At 42.5% G+C, this 18665-nt stretch carries 10 protein-coding genes and 2 tRNA genes; 6 read left to right on the forward strand and 6 right to left on the reverse strand.

Annotation, left to right across the window (positions count from 1 at the left end; translation table 11 throughout):
• Positions 1 to 11: 11 nt before the first annotated feature.
• Positions 12 to 5408, reverse strand: a complete 5397-nt coding sequence (locus H589_RS0117420) for an alpha-2-macroglobulin family protein (RefSeq protein ID WP_027723218.1) — start codon at positions 5406 to 5408, stop codon at positions 12 to 14.
• Between the two features lie 248 nt (positions 5409 to 5656).
• Here H589_RS0117420 and H589_RS0117430 point away from each other — a divergent pair, with 248 nt between their 5' ends.
• Entirely contained in the window at positions 5657 to 6064 is a 408-nt protein-coding gene (locus H589_RS0117430) for a Gfo/Idh/MocA family oxidoreductase (protein WP_027723219.1), read from the forward strand.
• Positions 6065 to 6069: 5 nt separating this feature from the next.
• Here the strand turns inward: H589_RS0117430 and H589_RS0117435 are convergent, their stop codons facing one another.
• Complete coding sequence (locus H589_RS0117435) at positions 6070 to 8487, reverse strand: cache domain-containing protein (RefSeq protein ID WP_027723220.1); 2418 nt, start codon at positions 8485 to 8487, stop codon at positions 6070 to 6072.
• Between the two features lie 245 nt (positions 8488 to 8732).
• Positions 8733 to 8809: transfer RNA gene (locus tag H589_RS0117440), tRNA-Arg, on the reverse strand.
• A gap of 941 nt (positions 8810 to 9750) precedes the next feature.
• On the opposite strand from H589_RS0117440, the gene H589_RS0117445 reads away from it, so the two are divergent.
• Together H589_RS0117445 and H589_RS0117450 are read left to right on the forward strand one after the other, a co-directional pair.
• Positions 9751 to 10590, forward strand: a complete 840-nt coding sequence (locus H589_RS0117445; protein WP_211225351.1) for a helix-turn-helix domain-containing protein — start codon at positions 9751 to 9753, stop codon at positions 10588 to 10590.
• Between the two features lie 112 nt (positions 10591 to 10702).
• Positions 10703 to 11878, forward strand: a complete 1176-nt coding sequence (locus H589_RS0117450) for an iron-containing alcohol dehydrogenase (protein WP_027723222.1) — start codon at positions 10703 to 10705, stop codon at positions 11876 to 11878.
• Positions 11879 to 12090: 212 nt separating this feature from the next.
• Here H589_RS0117450 and H589_RS0117455 read toward each other — a convergent pair.
• From H589_RS0117455 to H589_RS0117465, 3 genes are all read right to left on the reverse strand, one after another.
• A tRNA-Arg gene (locus tag H589_RS0117455) sits at positions 12091 to 12167 on the reverse strand.
• Positions 12168 to 12297: 130 nt separating this feature from the next.
• Positions 12298 to 14484 carry an MFS transporter gene (locus H589_RS0117460; RefSeq protein ID WP_027723223.1) on the reverse strand — a complete coding sequence of 729 codons (2187 nt, stop codon included), beginning with the start codon at positions 14482 to 14484 and terminating at the stop codon, positions 12298 to 12300.
• Complete coding sequence (locus tag H589_RS0117465; RefSeq protein WP_027723224.1) at positions 14448 to 15020, reverse strand: TetR/AcrR family transcriptional regulator; 573 nt, start codon at positions 15018 to 15020, stop codon at positions 14448 to 14450. The genes H589_RS0117460 and H589_RS0117465 overlap by 37 nt, the downstream gene beginning before the upstream one ends.
• 600 nt (positions 15021 to 15620) lie before the next feature.
• Here H589_RS0117465 and H589_RS0117470 point away from each other — a divergent pair.
• From H589_RS0117470 to H589_RS0117480, 3 genes are all read left to right on the forward strand, one after another.
• A complete protein-coding gene (locus H589_RS0117470; protein ID WP_027723225.1) occupies positions 15621 to 15983 on the forward strand; it encodes a hypothetical protein in 363 nt (120 codons plus the stop codon).
• 164 nt (positions 15984 to 16147) lie between these two features.
• Positions 16148 to 16795, forward strand: coding sequence for a succinate dehydrogenase/fumarate reductase transmembrane subunit (locus H589_RS0117475; protein WP_027723226.1), 648 nt, complete (start codon positions 16148 to 16150; stop codon positions 16793 to 16795).
• 13 nt (positions 16796 to 16808) lie between these two features.
• On the forward strand, positions 16809 to 18662 hold the full coding sequence (locus H589_RS0117480) for a fumarate reductase flavoprotein subunit (RefSeq protein ID WP_027723227.1): 1854 nt from the start codon (positions 16809 to 16811) through the stop codon (positions 18660 to 18662).
• Positions 18663 to 18665 lie beyond the last annotated feature (3 nt).

Consider the following 18665-nt stretch of genomic DNA (forward strand, 5'->3'; position numbering starts at 1 on the left):
GGTTCACATTCTTATTTAATAGTCATCTTGCCTAGATCTGTTGCTGCGGAGACAGATGGGTCGTACATCGCTTCTACCTGCGCCGGAGGAATCTTGAATTCTCCGCGAGTAACAGCACGAAGCAGAGTTACTTGCTCTACACTTCCTTTGTCGGAAATATCAGAGAACACCAGTATTCTGTCATCTCGAATATCTACATGGTCGGCCTGAACGTTTCCATTTTGAATCCATGGCAGATCTTCTCGTGAAGCCAGTTTGTTGTTTTCCGGTTCAAGACCGGACGGTAACAGGCAGTTTGTAACAGTGTTGGCGACACTGGTTCCTGATGAAGTTACTGTCGTGCGCATGGCGACTAACTGTCCTTGTCTGATACTGGAAACATCCAATGGTTCTCCTTCACGGGTTAGGAATTCACGTTTGATGACGAGTCCTTTGGAATACGGTTTCCAACTTTCCAGTTCCGGTACAGCGCGGGTATTGATTGCCCAGATGGATGTTCCGTCTTTGGGGGCAGAGTCCAGTTCTATAGATAATTGTTTATCTCCGGTAACTGTTACATGAGCCGTTCCGTTTCGATTAAAAGACGCAAGTTCTTTGCCGTTACTCATTATCCGTCCGGATGGAAACGTTGCTGATTTTGTCTGAGCAAAGAAAGTGCCAAGGGCCAGAAAGCCAAGAGCATTGTCCTGCGTTACATTTTTGCCTGTGTCTGCCATAAGATTAGATAGTTTGCCAGCAAGCTTAACTATAGCATCGTCAGTGCGGTCTGATTCCATGCGTATCAGCAGCTCAAGAGCCATGTCACGGACAGGACTGCTGAACTGATTGTCCTTGTCTTGCCCTGCAAGTTTTGCTGGTTTTGCTGAGATCAGCTCATGGTAGGCAGCCATATCTCCGGAAGCTGCAAAAGCTCCTGCAAGCATGGTCAGGGACAATTTATCCATAGCAGCTGTTTTCTGTTCCCGCATATAGTTCATGGGGCCATGCATCACTTTGCCGGTACGGGACAGCACATACATTGCATAAGCCGGAAGACGATAAGTGTGATCATCAAGTATGGTACTGGCTTTATCCGCTACATATCGTTTAGCTCCGTTTAAGAGCATAGTATCTACCTGATAACCTGATATACTGGCCTGATACAGGAAATGGAGTGCATAAACAGATATCCATGGTTCAGCCCTGTTTTCACCGGGCCACATGGAGAATCCACCGTCAGAAGTCTGCATCATGGATAATCTGCTTAGAGCAGACTGCACCATGTACTGTGGTGATCTGTTTTTGAAGCTTTCCGGTGAAAGCTCACGAGACAGCTCTGGAAATTTCAACAGTGGAAAGGCTTGAGAAACAGTCTGTTCTGCACACCCGTAGGGATAACGCAGTAGGTAATCGAGTTTACCGGCGAGGCGCAGCATAGGTTGATTACCAACCAGAAGGGTACGCTCAAAAGTCTCTATCCTCATTCCTGACAGGTCGGCAGGAATGTTTGTTGATTTATCTTTTATAAAACCGGATTGACTTGAACGCTGCACAGGCAATGCTGCACGAATGTTTATGTCTACACTGGTTTCAGTTTTTTCTTTGTTCCCTTCGGCAGATATTTTGAAGATCGTTTTACCAAGTTCTTTACCTACCTGAGTTTTAAAAAATGCCGTTTTCTGTCTACCTGTAGGAATTTCAAAGCCGTCATGATTCATTTCGGTTTTGAAAGCTCCACTTGTTTTAATTGCAACAGAAAAATTACCGCCATTCGGAGTGTCATTGCGTACGCTGACCGGGATGTCAAAAGTTTCTTCCGGTGCAAGAAAACGTGGTAGAGTCGGAGTAATCATCAGCGGTGACCGCACGGTCATGAGCATTGATGCTGAACCGAATCTTTTGCCGTCGGTAACCACTGTCATTATACGCAGTGCGCCGCTGAAATCAGGAATTTGAGCATCAAATGATGCCTGTCCTGATTTATCCGCAGTGATGACACCGGACCAGAAGGTAACAGGCTTGACTCTTTTAATAGAGCCGCTACCTGCAAACTGTTTCATCATAGCCAGTTCCATGCCACCGCCGGCAGGTGAATTATTAACAGGACCTGCATCAGGCATGAGTAGACCGAATGTATCAGACCAGCTTACAGCAAGGGCTCTCTTCGCATAGAAGTAGTCAAAAGGATTTGGCGTTTTGTGATTGTTGAGACGCAGTATTCCCTCGTCTACAGCCGCAATAGTCAGCTTTGCTCCCGGCTTGGTTTTGATCTTCATAGACACAATACGGTCCGGTCGGGTTGTTTTGGGAGCACTGATTTTAACTGCAAGCTTATTTGAGTCACGGTCAACAAAAATGGGAACTGCTCCAACCGCGCGGGCAGATGATCCTGTTTCAAGTTTATTGACTGAGCGGATTAATGTTGCAGTAACGTATGCATTTGTACTGATTCCCTTTTGAACCGGAACATTGATGGTCGCAGTGTTGCCTTTAACATTTAGAGTTTTCATCCAGCGAATGGAGCGGTCTTCAATTGTAACCAGCATTTTTCCAGCAAAGGGTGTCCGTACTTGATACTGGGCTGTTTCACCTACTTTGTAGTCTCCCTTGCGGGTGGGAATAATTTCAAGTCTGGCCGGATTTTCAAGTGCCCAGGGAGAATAGCCCCATCCTCCGCAGAAGAAATCAGCCTGTGCTGCAACTCCTGACTCTGGATCACTTAAAATAACACGGTAGCTGCCGAACTCAGCCGGGCTGACATTAAAACTGCCTAGAGCATCCTTCGGAGACAGTTCCCGTGTTTCTATAAGCTGTGGGTCACGCTCTGTTACATATTGGTATGAACCTGATGGAGTTGCCCTGACAATTGTCTGCCAGCGGTCACGGTAAAGGTGCATGATCAATTTGGGAGCTTTGGTCTTTTTTCCGGATGGGGTCAGGGTTATGTAGTCAAGTTTGACAGATTCACCTTGTTCATATCCCTGCTTGCTTAATCTTTTTAAGCCGGGGTAGAATTTGGAAATGATAACCGGATTTGTTTTGGTCGCGGTAACCCCTCGCCCTCCTGTTTCACTGACTCGTGCGGTCAGTCTGGCCTGAATTGCTGAATTTGATTTTATACTGTCTGGAATAAGTGTGGAAAAAGCTAATTTTCCTGCAGCATCAAGTTTATTCTCCGAAACCAGAATTTCACGAGCTTTGAAGTTGCCGTCATCTGTATTGAAACGGTATTCGCCGAATCCTGCCGGAGTAAATTCTGTCGGCTCCAAAGTCACTCTGGCTGTGACAGGAAGTCCCTCAGCCGGAGGGCCGAATAAGTATCGTCCTTCCACTTCAAAGTTAAGTTTTTCACCGATGGCAGCTGGTTTTGCCGTAATTATTTCAGCACTGATGCGATCAGGCATAAAATCTTCAACAGAGTAGCGGTAGTTGCCGACGCTTTCACTCCCAGCCATGATTCGGATGTTGAACTGTCCGGTGGGTGAGTACTCTGGAATTGCCCTGCTGAATTCTACCAATCCCTGTGAATCTGTGTGAACTGTTTTTCGAAAAAGTTCTCTGCCGCGCTGATCTGTGTATACAAGAACCACGGGAAGTTTCTTGGGCGGTGATAGTTTCTCATCGCGTATAACAGCAACACCCTTTACCGTTTCACCGGGGCGATAGAGATCTCTTTCACCGTATGCAAAAGCTGTGAGACCTTTAGGAGAAAGCCTTTGCCCGGCAATATCAAGTCCAGATCTGTCTGTGGCAAAGCGGTCAAGCAATATGAAAGTCATATCATTTTTGCGGCTGATCACAGCCATATATGGAGTTCCTAGGTCTTTACGCAGTGTTGAATTCTTGATGACCAGCATGCCGCGTGAATTCGTGGTTCCGCTGGCAATGATCTGATTCCTGTTGCTGATGAGCTGGATCTTGGCATCAAGCACAGGTTTGAGGTTTGATAGAGATGAAATCCAGAAAAGAGTTTCTTTGTCGCCCTGTTTGGCAACGACCCCAAGATCTGTAATCATGACCCACCGTTGTCTTCCCTGTCCTTTGCCAGGAATCATGGCGCTGATGCGGTACAGTCCCTTTCCTCCCTTTGCAATGAAGCTTTGCAGAGAAAGAGGTGTGGTCACTTTTACATTTTTTTTGCCGGCTACTTTGATTTGTCCTGAAAAAATCTGGTTCCCAAGCGCTCCGGATATACCGCCGCCATAAGTTACCGGATCATAAACCATATATCCGTAGTGGGTGAACAGGGTGAACATGTTATTGGGAAATATACGGTCAACTTTAACATTCACAGCAGAAGTGTTGATTGTTGCAATGCCGAGAGTCTTATATCCAGATTCACTCAGGAACATGCCTGCTGATGTGAAATCAACCATGGGGCTGATATCTGGGATATTCAGTTTAGCAGTGATATTTTTATCAAGGATTGCTCCATCAGCTGCAGCAAGTCCCTTTTTCATGATTATGGAATATGTTTTTCCTGATTTAAATGGTCCGGAAAGAATTAATTTTTTACCTGATGTAGCTGCTGAAACATTAATTCCGGGTTTAATTGTGATCATTTCAAGAGCTTTTGCAGGGATTAGCGGGCTTGAAAATGTAAGTTCAATGTTTGAACCTGAAATAGAACTTGAGGCTTTATAACCGGAGTATTTAAGAACAGGGTTGAAAACTATTTCAATTTTCTTTTCATAATCTTTAGACAGAACCATGGAGCCTTGCCCGTCCGGAAGATTTTTTCCTATTTTCAGAACGTATAATTTAGGGTCAACAGTCTTTTCAATGGGGCTACTGACAAAACTCTGGTAATTATCATCATAATTGGTGGTAATGCTCAATTGTAAGGCTTTACCGTCCGGTCCTGTCAGTGATATGTTTTTTAAAGTTTTGTCAGGTTTAACATAGCTGCTGAAGATAATATCACCTTCAACGCGAACCTTTCGGCCTTCACCTGAAATTGGCTCCGTGCGTATGTTGATTTGGTTAACAGTGAAACTTCCAGTTTGAACTGAAAATTTTGTTTGTCCTGTAAATTTCTGTCCTTCCAGTAAGAAATTGTCTGGTTTCAGCTCAATATCAAATTTTGTATCCTGTTTAAAAGCTGGATCAGCTGTGAATTTCAAACCGTATGGATTTATCCAGCGCCATTCCCCTTTTACTTCCGGTGAAATAACAGCCGGTGCCTTTATTAAAACCTCTGACTGTGCTTCCGGTCCGATTGGCATATCAAAAGCGATGAGCAGTTGTGAGTAACCCTGACCATCAAGGCTTATATCAGTAACTGAAACTCCGTCACCGGACTCTATTCTGGCTGAAACCGACTCATGTTTGTTTTTTAAAAGTGCTGCAGCCTGAATAACACAAAGCATGAGCAGAAGGGCAATAATGACATTTTTTTTGTCTCTGAAGGGGGAAGGACCTCTGTCCATATGGCAATCCTCGTGGTATATGAAAAGGTTATAATTATTCAGTTGATTCAACCTATAGTGCCAGCTTTTTTTATGTTAGTCATTGGATAAGAATGAATTTTTCTACAATTGGGCGTGGTTATAAAATTTAAAATAATCTCTCCTCTTGCTCTTGGACATTAAAAAAGGGTATATATTCTTATCGTTTTTAACATTGCTATGCGTGCTTGTCAGCAGCATTTCATTTTTTGAAAACAAGGAGAAATAATTTGGAAATTCATAACATCGCAATTGTTGGTCTTGGTCGCATCGGGACAAAATTTTTAGAAAAAACACTCAGTAGAACTGATGTTATCACTATTAAAGCTGTTTGCGAACTTTACGAGACAAAGGGACGTATACTTGCTGAGGCGGAAAACATCCCGGTCATGGATCTAAGTAAAATTGTTTCTCTCGGTGTTGGAATCGATATTATTTTTGACCTTACCGGGGATCCTAATGTCACAAAAGGATTACGTAAAAAACTTGATAAATCTGGAAATACATATACTCAAGTCGCTCAGAATAGACTTGCCAGACTGGTCTGGGACCTTATGAGCCAGGAAGGGTGTCTTCCCGATCTTGGAAAAAGGAAATCACAGGTTTACGCAGATATGCTTATTGCCGAAGAAAATTAACTCTTCTAAATAACAGGAAGAGTTATCGTAAACCTTGTTCCGTCACCTTTGCTGGAGTCAACGGTGATGTTTCCGCTGTGATTTTGGGTCACTATGAAATAAGAAACAGATAGTCCCAACCCGGTACCCTGTCCTGGACTTTTTGTTGAATAAAATGGTTCAAATATTCTTTTTAAATGTTCTTCAGGAATGCCTGGGCCGTTGTCTTCTATTTCCACTTTTACTGATTGTTTGTCTGTTAAGGTCCGGATAGTTATTGTCGGGACCTTATGTTTGTTTTCATCTTCAGATATGGCCTGCGCGGCGTTTTTGATTAGGTTCAAAATTACCTGACTTATTTCCATCTCTGTAAAATTGAACATAGGAGGTGAACTGTAGTCTCTTATTATTTTGATTTTTTTAAAGTCATATTGTTTCTTCAGGTCATAATCATTTGACGCCAGTGATATGGCTGTCTCAATTACCGTTTCAATATTGCAGGATGATTTGGAGGAATTACTTTTGCGGCTGAAGTCAAGCATTGACTTGACAATAGATGCTGCACGCACTCCAGCCTCTTGAATTCCGTGTAAATATCCTGTTATACCCCTCTTATCCATGTAGTTTCTTAAATTATCCAAATCAATGTTGCACTTTTCCGCAATAGGGCGGTTGCTTTCAAGGTTTGGAGAGGTGCGTCTGAGTATATTCTGGGTTACCTGCATGATGACCCCTAGGGGATTATTGATTTCATGAGCCATGCCGGCAGCAAGACCTCCGACTGACATCATTTTTTCCGTTTGGATCATAATTTTCTGCATTTTTTTCCGTTCTGTAATATCACGCATGACAATGAGCAGCTTCTTTTGTCCACCGATAGTAGCTACTCTAGCTAAATTATCAGTCCAGAATGGTTCTTTTTTGGAATTTTTAACCATCCATTCAAAGTGAACTGACTGACCTGATTGAGCTTTTTTAAAAAGTTCAGCAGCGTATTTGTTGTCATAGGGGGGAGTATTAAAACTTATAGCCTCAGGGGACATACCTATTGCTTCTGTTCTGCTCAATCCAAAGAAATCTAGAAATGCTTGATTTACATCCGTAAATATCCGTTTGGAAATATCCATGACTGCAATGGCATCTTTTGTCGCATTAAATATTTCACGATAGGTTATCTCTGATTTAAGCAGCTCATTTTTGGCCAGCTCGCGACTTTTACTCATAGAATTGGCAAGAATTGCCATTTGATCAAATTCTTTAAAAGTTATTTGTGACCGGTCAATTTTTACAGGTGATTCTATTCCTTTTAAAAAGAAACGATCAAAGTAATCAAAGTTATCTGAAAGCATTTTTTTGAACCGTCTGGAGAAAAAAATTATTGCAATAGAAAAAATGAGCAACAGAATGCAAACAGAACATATATGGATGATAAGTGTATTATATAATACAGCTTCTTTTTCTTTGAGCTCTTTTTCAAGTATGCTGATGTTTATTCCTGATCCAATATACCATTTCCATTCAGGAAATGCCGTGCAATAACTTAACTTTTTATACGTCTTATAGTTAGGTGGAGCAGAAGGAGTCATGTAGGTCAAGAACCCTCCTCCTGATTTTGCTACAGAAATCAGCTCATTGATAACCTTTACTCCATTGGCATTTTTAATATTGAGAATATTTTTACCTTTGGTGCGTCCAATAAGTGATAGTCCGTCATATTGCCCCGCAAAAATATGAAGTTCCTCGTCAAGATTGATCTTGGTTAATCTGATAAGAACATCTTTCTGAGTATTCTTTTTTATGTTTTCAAAATAGGCTCCTGTACCTATTATCCAATTATATGGTTTGAAAAGTTTTATGTACGCTTTTTTTTCGAAGAATTTTCCTGCAGAATTGGGTTTGCTCCACAAATAATTAATATATCCTTCAGAATTCAGTTCAACAATGGAGATCATTTCTTTGCATATAAATCGTCCGTCAGGGGTTTGTAGGTTAAGTATATTTGTTTTCTCAATCTCTGGATTATCAGTATTTATTTGCGATATACCGGTTTTATCGAATATGAAGAGATACAAGTTGTTCTGTTCATGGGCCAAAGCACGCAAAGTATCCTTAATAAGTGTTTTCAGTTCTGACTCGGGCAGAGTGTCTTTGTATTTATTATAGATAGTAGTGGTCAGATTATGTGATTCCAGAATAAATTTTTTAACATTGGTGATGGCGTGTTCCAGTGCATTTTTTTGACTGAATTCAATGAAATTCTGAACTCTTGAAACTTCATGGATTAATGATTTTTCCACATCTCCCATTATTTCTTCTTTAGCCGCACGAGTATCATTATGGTAGTCAGCAATAACAAAATATATTGTGATTCCCCCAAAAATGAGGGTGGAGGAGAAGCATAGGCTTAATAAGTAGCGTGACAGAATAGAAACAATACTTTTCATGCAAGATCCATTTGAAGTAAATTTTTTCCAGTTTTAAGAGCTGTTGCTAGTTACAATGAGATTCAGAGTAATAATGGAGAGGTTCTCAACGGTAGATAATAATAACAGCTGGCAGGCGTTGGGACAAGAAATGAATTAAACTAATAACTATGATTTAGTTTTGAGATCAAGAGTGTCCTTTTTTGGGGGAATAGGAAATAAAAAAGGGTTACGATCATATGATCGTAACCCTTTAGTTTACTTAATGGTGCGCCTGAGAGGATTCGAACCTCTGACCTACGGATTCGTAGTCCGGCACTCTATCCAGCTGAGCTACAGGCGCACATCGAAGAAATCTTTTAGGTGTAAACTTTTGTTTGGTCAAGCATTAATTTAAAAAAAATAAAATTAATGGTTCTGTTAAAAATAAAAATTCTCGAAATAAGCATTTTAATAAAATTTAATAAGCAGAATATATGAAAGAAATTTAAACGGCTCTACCTCAAAGAAAGGATATCCATTTATGGATCAAATATTAATCTGTCTGCCCGATTTTGCAATTAAAAAGGTGATGTCGTATTTTTTCAATAATTCTTGAGGTGGAGTGGACGGGCAAACCCATTTATCCACGATGTAGGAGTTCGTCTTTCCGTATCAAAGACTCTTTGGCGTTTCATCAAGAGTATTCCACAAGGTTTATAAGCAGATTGCCGAGGAGAATATTTCGTATGGTCGAGGCGGAATTATGAAAGCTCTGCTTACTCGTAAAGATCACTTAACAGATAGAAAATAGAGTTAATATCTAGACATTTTGAAGCTCAACCAAGCATAAAATTATACATCATTTTTGCCATGCGCTCTGCTCAGAGTCAGCGTTTAGAATGGTCGTAGTTGTAAAAAATACATTTTCGAATTGCTTGATAAAATCAAGCAATTTCAGCAGAGTCCTTTTGGTCTGTTTCGAACATTAGGTAAAACTCTGAATAGTTGGAAGGAGGAAGTCTTTACTCAAAAGAGGCGGGGAAATTGCTAGCCCCCTAATTATATTAGGCCTCAGGGCTTACCGGGATACAACCCACCTGCAAAGCAGACCTAAAGGATGGACAACCTCAGCAATTGGAGTAAAATCTAAAATTTGTTTGGCACTTAAACTGAGGGGATACCGCTTTGGCGCCAGTAAAATTCACACATCAAACAGTTTTCTAAGGCGTAACTATGCAACATTTTGAGTCATTGATATTATACCACCACTACATGGGATGGCCTTCGCCCAGGCTCCCGTTGATGAGTATTATGTCACGATTCCCCGACGAATTTAATGGCAGCACCCGACCCCAATCTGGTCCAATCAGCAGCGATTTCTACGTGATACAGATTATGCGACTGCTTGCTGGCGACGTAGGCTATGGAAGAACAAAGTACGATTTCAGTCATGGGTCCATGAAATTCGTTGCTCCGGGGCAAATTCTCGAGTGGGACAGAATTATAACCGCGCCTTGGGGGTACTCTCTCGTTTTTCATAAGGATTATATTCGGGGGCATGTTGTGGAGAAGCAGATCAAGCAATGCAACTTCTTTTCATACGATATCAATGAAGCCTTGCATCTATCCCAAAAGGAAGAATTGAGCGCCCTTGGGGTATTCAGGACCATTTATTCAGAATATCAGGCAGATCATGATGTCTACAGTAGTGATATTATACTCGCACAAATTGAAACTCTTCTACGGTTCTCCACTCGTTACTACGAACGACAGTTTGACGATAGAAAGAAGCTGAATACGGAGTTCAGTCTTCAATTCGAAGCACTGCTGACCACGTATTTTGAAAGTGGAAAACCGAAACTACAAGGTATGCCCAGCGTGGAATGGGCAGCAGAAGAGCTCTCCCTTTCTCCTCGCTACCTAAGCGACACGCTGAAGGCAGAGACTGGCAAGACCGCTTTGGAACACATACACAACTATTTAATTGATACGGCTAAAAGCCTTTTGCTCATCCCAGATATGACCGTTTCTGAGGCTGCCTATCAACTTGGGTTTGAATATCCACAATATTTTTCGCGACTTTTCAAAAATAAAACGGGGCTGTCTCCGAGTGAATACCGCATAAAAAAAACTGAGTACTAGAATAACGTCCCTTGAAGAATCGAAGAAATATATCCATTTTCCGTTGGTTTGTGTATAGCCCGTAGGTTCCCACTCATATAGATCTCCATCATTACAAACCAAAGGAGAGACTATGGATAATTTCATTTTTCACATCCCGACCAAGGCATATTTCGGAAAAGGACAAATTAAGAACCTCGGAAAGGCTATAAAAGCCAACGGCGGTGCTAAGGTCCTTCTGGGATATGGTGGTGGAAGCATCAAAAAAAATGGTATTTTCGCGCAGATCGTTGACCAACTGAATGCCGAAGGTATCAATTATGTGGAATTCAAAGGCATTCAACCCAACCCACACATCGAAAGTGTCGAGCAAGGAATGACCCTGTATCATGAAGAAGCTTGTGACTTCATCCTGGCCGTCGGCGGCGGCTCTGTCATAGACACTTGCAAGGCCGTCAGCATCGGTGTTGTCTATGATGGCCCTGTGCTTGATCTGTTATTAGGCAAAGAGGTCCCTAAACAAGCTGCGCCGCTGGGCTCGGTGCTAACCATGGCTGGAACTGGGAGCGAGATGGATCAGGCAGCGGTTATTTCGGTCGGGAAACAGCATAAAAAGAAGGCATTAATTCACGAAAAACTCTTTCCTAGATTCTCTATTCTCGACCCGGAATACACATTCACCGTCCCGGAATATCACTCCATGGCGGGATGTGCCGACATCCTCTGCCATCTTATGGAACAGTATTTCGCACCTGAATGTGGCGCAGACGTCCAAGACGGAATGAATGAGGGGCTGATGCGTGTAGTGCTCGAACGTACCCCTCAGATTCTCGAGAATCCAAGAGACTACAATGCCAGAGCCTCTATTATGTGGGCCAGCTCTATGGCGTTGACCGGATTCCATCTCCGCCTCGGCAAGCCGACGGCAAATTCCCGGCTGCATATGATCGGACATGAACTCTCCAGCATGTACGATATGACACACGGAGTAACACTTGCTTTACTGACACCGGCATGGATGCGACAGACTATATCCAAGGCTCCAGAATATCTGCCGCTCTTCGCTCGATTCGCTCGTAATGTGATGAACATCCGAGAAGCCAATGATGCTATAGCAGCGAAAACAGGAATCGAAAAGCTCTCCCAGTTTTACAAACGCATTGGTATGCCTACTAACTTGAGCGAGGCTGGCGTTAGAGAAAATGATCTGAAAATCATTGCTAATCGGGCCGTAGAGAACGGCCAACTTGGATGCCTCTATGCCATTGGCAAAAACGAAGTGCTCTCAATTCTTCAGGATGCTTACTGATGTGTCCATATCTATATAGACAAAAGGAGTGAGGAAAGGGAAGGACAAACCCGCCGAACATTCGCCTCTCTGTGGTTCGACAAAGTAAACCCACTTCTGTAACTATTCATTCTTGTAGTGAGCTAAAATAACAAATTAAATAAGCAGAATATGTGAAAGAAATTTAAAAAGGATTATAACCGATTGGTTATAATCCTTTTTAATACGCTTAGTGGTGCGCCTGAGAGGATTCGAACCTCTGACCTACGGATTCGTAGTCCGGCACTCTATCCAGCTGAGCTACAGGCGCGCGTTGAAAAGGGTTCTATGGAGAAACGTCTTTAAGGTCAAGTGTTATTTTGAATAAAATTAAATTTTTAATATACATAAAATTGCTGCTTAGTGATTTTTAGTAGGTAATATATTTAAATAATAGAATATTATTTATTTTTTATGGCTGGAAAATTATCCGTGCTTCGAATTGTCATATTCGGTAAAACCCACATTGCTGCACAGGCTGGGAATTGTTTTTTTAAAAATTCAGTTCCTTTATCCGGCCCCATAATAAAAACTGTTGTGGCAAGTGCGTCAGCTGTTTCGGCATTTGGAGCAATTGTCGTGGTTGCAATACATTCATTAGACGATTGCAGCCTGGATGGGTCAAAGATATGGTGTTTTCTGGTTTTCTCTTCTGTTGAAATGGGCTGGATGAATTGGTAATAATCACCTGAACCGCAAACTGCGCTGTCTTTTACTTCGATATAGCCAAGAATTCCTTTACCACGCGGATTGCGTATTCCGATTGACCATAAACGCTTCCCGAAGACCATAAAGTCCCCACCAGCCTCAACCATCCCTGTTTTAATACCTGAGTTTTGCAAAAACTGGGCAGCTGCATCAATGATAGTTCCTTTGGCAAGTCCTCCAAGATCAATAGCCATGCCTTTGTGCGGAAGTGTTACTATGTTGTCCGTTGGATCAATTTCAACAAGGCGGTAATTAATAAGGTCTTTGCGTCCTTCGTAGTGACTTTTGTCAAACGCATAATAAAAAGGTGTGGTTGTTATTGCACCAATGGTTATATCAAAATTACCATTGGATTTTTTACTGAACTCAAGTCCGCGCTTAATAACGTGGAAAGCATTGTCCGAAGTTTTTATTCCTCGTTTTCCGGCTGAGTGATTGATACGTCCAACAGAGCCAAGCTTATTGCGGTGGTCAAAGTCTCTTTGCAGTTTGTGCATTAGAGTGACAGCTTTTTTAGCTATTCGTTTCGTGCTATGTGTCTCAGGAGTGATTAATGTCAGATTTACTACTGTCCCCATAGCCACATCGGTGTACCGGAAAGTATCTGGCGCTGATACTTTCGTACTGTGATGTTGCAGTTGCAGTGGAATTAGTAATGAAGAAATTAATATGACTATGATTGCCGTGAAATGAGCAAGTTTCTTTTTCCCTAAAGCGTATATTCCCTGATGCATAAGTGGCAGAGTTAATAACGCTCCTGCGATAGCAGCAAGCTTTAGAGGAATGCCTATTTGCCCAGTAGTACTGACCATAATCCCGCAGAAAAGTGGTCCTGTCATAAATCCCAGGTTGGTTGCCATATTGGCAAATCCGATTGTTTTTCCTTTGCGTGATCCAAGATCAGAGCAGATAGCCATTGACGCAGGCATGGACACCGCAGATCCAGCTCCCATAATGATCCCTGCTAAAATAAAAAAAATATAAGAGTTACTGGTCGCAGCACAAAAAATACCAAGTGAGCTGATTATCATGCCTGTGCAAGTGATAAGATTACGATTATATTCAGCAAGGAGTCTACCGAGGATAGGCAGCAGAACAATTGTGATAAGGCTTGGAACCGAGTAAACAACAGCTGTCATTGCCGGGCTAAGGTTCAAGCTTGATTTAATAAGTAGCGGGTAGAAGGCTATCAAGCTGCCAATACCGACAGCCCGCCCGAACAAAGCCAGCATAATATATATGTATGATTGAGTTGAAGCAGGTGGAGCAATTTCTTTTTGACTAAGTGCTGATGGGGCTGATTTTGAGGGGCTGTAGAGAATGAAAAGTATAAAGGCTACAATCATGAAAAAAGACATGCCTCCAAGTACTGGAAGATAATCTTTATTAAGATATAAAAATCCACCAAGCAAAGGGCCAAGTAGAAATGAACTGTTCATGGCCGCTGCCAGATGCCCAAAGCGAACAGAAAGGTTGTTTCCTTGCATTGAGGTTCCAATGGCTGCCATGCTGACTGTGCGTACTGTTCCTGCGCATAAACCCAGAGCAAATTGTATAGCATAAAGCGATGTTATTTCTGGGGAAAAGACGTAGATCAGTGGAAGGAAGGCTGCCAAGGACGTTGCAATTAGTAGTGGCTTTTTTACTCCGAATTTGTCCGCGAACGTACCGGATATGGGGGCGATGAGGAGTTTCGCAAAGAAGTATCCTGCAAAACCGCTGCCCAGCCACATGCCACTCGCTTTTTCGTCGAGGTTCATAAGAGGCAGTGTGAAAGTAAATATACCTGAACTCAAGGCTGCTGCGAATGCTGCACCCATGAGTATAATTGTATTAATTGAGCTTAGTCTTTGGCTACGCTTCGAACTATGAATTGGCATGCTTCTCTAAAAAGGTTTTGAACTTCAAAAGGTGTAAGGAATTTTGTACGAACTGCTCCGACAATATGTCCATAAATAAGGAAAGGCGTTGCAGAAAGAGGGACATCACGGATTGAACCATCCTCAATTCCCTGTCTTAGGTATTCTTCAATCTGAATGATCAGTCGTTTAAATTTCTCTGCGATATGGGTACGGTCTAGATTTGGATATTCGTCACTGAAAGGAGAGCTTCGAAGCAGTGTTGGGAAGGTTGTTCTGTTCGCTGTTGTGAAGTCGAAATAGGCCTGTACGAATATTGCCAGTGCATCAAGTCCATTTTTACCTTGTGCAGCTTTAGCTGTGAGGACTTTTAGCATCTGGTCTATTAAAGCCCCTCCGGATTCTAAAAACAAGTTGTCCTTGTTTCCATAATAGTGGGAAACAAGACCTGAAGCAACTCCTGCATGGTCGGCAATCATTTTTAGTGTTGTTGCTGTATATCCGTGCTCCCCAAATTGTTCCTGCGCTGCCTGTAGAATTTTTTCTTTTTTGGTCATAAACATGGCTCCGTGTTTGTGCAGGTCGTGTTCCAATGTGTGCCACGTGATCTTAAAAATACTATTTATGGATGTGTTAACACGAAAATATTCACTGCTGTTATTAAATTCTGTATCTGCGTGTGGTGCCAACTGCAATCTGGATAAATTGCCAGCCCGACTTTGAGTTTCATATATTTTAATAGTCCTCAACAAAAAAAATAACAAGTTTGATTCTGAAATAGTGTATATCGGTATAAATTTAATACAGTAAAAGTATTAATTTAAATATGTTGATAAAAGGAGTCATTGCTAAAAAAATGCTAAGTCGGTGAGTTGTAGTGCAAAACTGATGTGTATAAGATTATAGAGAATGGTGTTACTAATCGTTTGTGCAAAAAAGAACGAAGTTGTCAATGTTTTTTTCAAAATTGATTGACCGACCAATTAAGGGATGGTAGAAAGAAAATCATTAGAAAAAAAAGCGGATTTATCCGTTGATTTTGACAGTTAGTGGTTAGGTTTTGTGATTCTGAGCAGTAAACAATCTCACCGAAGATTTTGGGAAGTATTTTTAAGTGAATATTTTTCTGGGAAGAAGCTTCGGGTGCCGGGGGATGAATGCCAGTTGTAGGACAAAACATGATCGTCAGCAGTGGGGTGGGTCTCATGCTGATGAATCCGCAAGAAGGTGAGCGCAGTGTGAAAGCAATGCGTATTTCTGCCGGATTTATGCTGTTTCTTGATTTTTTATATCTTCTCTTCTTCACTCATTTCGTACCTAGCAGGTCTACAGTAGTTTTTAATTCTATGATTGCTGCGCCTGTCTCTTATATTACTTACTTTAAAATTCATTTCTCCAAAAATAGATCATTTCTGATCAAAGGCGCAAGAAAAGTCTTTTGCGTTTTAGATAATATCCTGAATTCATTTTCTAAAGTATTTACCTTGACCGGGTTTATGACTTTTAAGCCAGATATTTAGATAGGCTGTCGAAAATATCCATATTTTCGGGAAGATGTTTATGGAATCGGAATTATTGCAGGTTGTTCACCTGTAAAATGGTCTAAAGACCACTGTGCTCACGCTGATGAGGTCACGTTGGTAAACCATTAATGCGGGAGAAATCCCGTCAAAGGAGGATGGTTATGGCTGTAAACGTAGGTATGCATTTAGCCCGCCCGGGCAAGAGAGATGCCATTCTTGATTGGCTGCAAATGCTCACCGGTGCAGGACTTGTCGCTTTTATGTGGTGTCATATGCTGCTGGTTTCATCGGTCGTGATTTCACCCAAAATCATGAATGGTATAGCTGGTTTTTTTGAATACACATACATGGCTCAACTCGGTGGGCCTTTGATTTTCTTAACTTTTCTGCTACATTTTGCCTTGGCGGCCAGAAAAATACCTTTCCGTGCGGAAGGGCAGGCAACCATCTGGCAGCATGCTCAAATGTTGAAGCATCGCGACACCTGGCTTTGGGTTGTTCAGGCTGTGACCGCAATGATCATCCTTGTTATGGGTGCAGTCCATATGTGGGTTGTACTAAACGATCTCCCAATTACTGCTGCTAAGTCTGCAGCCCGTGTTTCTGGAGGCGGGTGGCTTCTTTTCTACCTTATCCTTCTTCCTTGCGTTGAACTTCATGTCAGCGTTGGTTTTTATCGCATAGGCGTCAAATGGGGTGTCATCAAGACTGAGAACAGAGTTAAAGCTAAAAAGCTTGAGTCTATTCTTTTCGCAACATTCATGGTCATCGGCATCATCACCCTGATCCGGTTCATAACATTAAGTTAAACGGGGTTCTTATATGCAAACATATTACTCTGATCTCCTTGTCATCGGCGCCGGACTGGCGGGTGAGCGAGTGGCTGTGGAGGCGGCCCAGGACGGTTTCGATGTAATCTGTCTTTCAATTGTTCCTGCTCGTCGTTCACATTCATCTGCAGCGCAGGGCGGGATGCAAGCCGCTCTGGGTAACTGTGCCAAAGGTGAAGGCGATAATGTAGATGTTCACTTCGGTGACACAGTCCGCGGTTCAGACTGGGGTTGTGATCAGGAAGTTGCCCGTCTGTTCGCAGATGCCGCTCCCATTGAAATGCGCCGTCTTGCCCACTGGGGTGTTCCATGGAACCGTGTTGTTCCCGGTAAATCTTTTTATTTCAAAGGTGGCGAGAAATTTGAAAAAGAAGAGAAAGAAGAAAAACGCGGCTTAATCACAGCCCGTTCTTTCGGCGGAACAGCTAAATGGCGTACCTGTTACACCTCTGATGGTACCGGACATGCTGTCATGTGTACTATGGATAACAGGTGTGCTGAGCTTGGCATTAATGTTTTTGACAGAAAAGAGGCTATCTCTCTTATTCATGACGGTGATGTCTGTACCGGTGCTGTTGTGCGCTGTCTTCGCACAGGTGAGCTGGAAGTATATCTTTCAAAAGCAACTGCAATATGTACAGGTGGTTTCGGGCGAATTTATAAAGCAACGACCAACGCGGTTATCTGCGACGGTGGAGGGCATATAATTGCTCACGATACCGGTGTCGTTCCTATCGGTAACCCTGAAGCAATTCAGTTTCATCCCACAGGAATCGTGCCGACAGATATTCTGGTAACAGAGGGCTGCCGTGGCGACGGCGGAACTTTGCTTGATGTTAATGAAGAAAGATTCATGAACATCTATGAACCTGAGAAAGCTGAACTTGCCTCCCGTGACGTTGTCTCCCGCTGGATGACCCATCATATGCGGCAGGGTAAAGGTGTTAAATCTGCTTACGGCGAACATCTCTGGCTTGATATCCGTCATCTCGGTGACAAGCATATCTCTACAAAGCTTCGTGAAGTTGATGAAATCTGTCATCATTTTCTTAATGTTGATCCTAGAAAACAACTTATTCCTGTCCGCCCAACACAGCATTACACCATGGCTGGTGTACGTACTGACAAGGACGGTGCCGTGTACGGTCTTAAAGGTCTTTTTTCCGCAGGTGAAGCTGCATGCTGGGATATGCATGGCTTTAACCGGTTAGGCGGAAACTCTCTTGCTGAAACAGTTGTTGCCGGTGGAATTATCGGAAGAAAAATATCTGAATTTCTTCAGGGTTACGAAACTGATTTTAAGACTTCATTGGTCAGTGACGCCGTTCGTAAGCAGCAGGACAGGATGGAAAAACTTGCCAGCGGAGCCAAAGGTAAGGAAAACGTCTACAAAGTCCGTGAAGAATTGCAGAATGCTCTTATGGATGGCTGTTTTGTTTTCAGAAATGACGCCGGACTTAAAAGCTGTATTGATACTCTTCAGGGAACTCTTGAAAAGGCTCGTAAAGTCGGTCTGGTTTCAAGCGGCGCAGGTGCAAACCATGAAATGGCTGCAGCTCTAAAAATCGAAGGTCAGGTCAAACTGGGACTTTGTATTGCCAAGGGAGCTTTGGAACGTACTGAAAGCCGAGGTTCTCATAACCGTGAGGACTACACTGCCCGTAATGACAAAGAATGGCTTAACAGGACTCTTGCTTACTGGCGTGAAGGCGCAGATATGCCTGAACTGCAATATGAAGATGCAACTCCTTGTTACGAAATTCCACCGGGAGATCGTGGGTACGGCGGCGGCTCTATTATTGAGGCTGATAAAGCTGGAATTGAAGCCAAAACTATTAAGAAATAACCC

The organism is Maridesulfovibrio zosterae DSM 11974 (assembly GCF_000425265.1).
GTDB classification, from domain to species: Bacteria; Desulfobacterota; Desulfovibrionia; order Desulfovibrionales; family Desulfovibrionaceae; genus Maridesulfovibrio; species Maridesulfovibrio zosterae.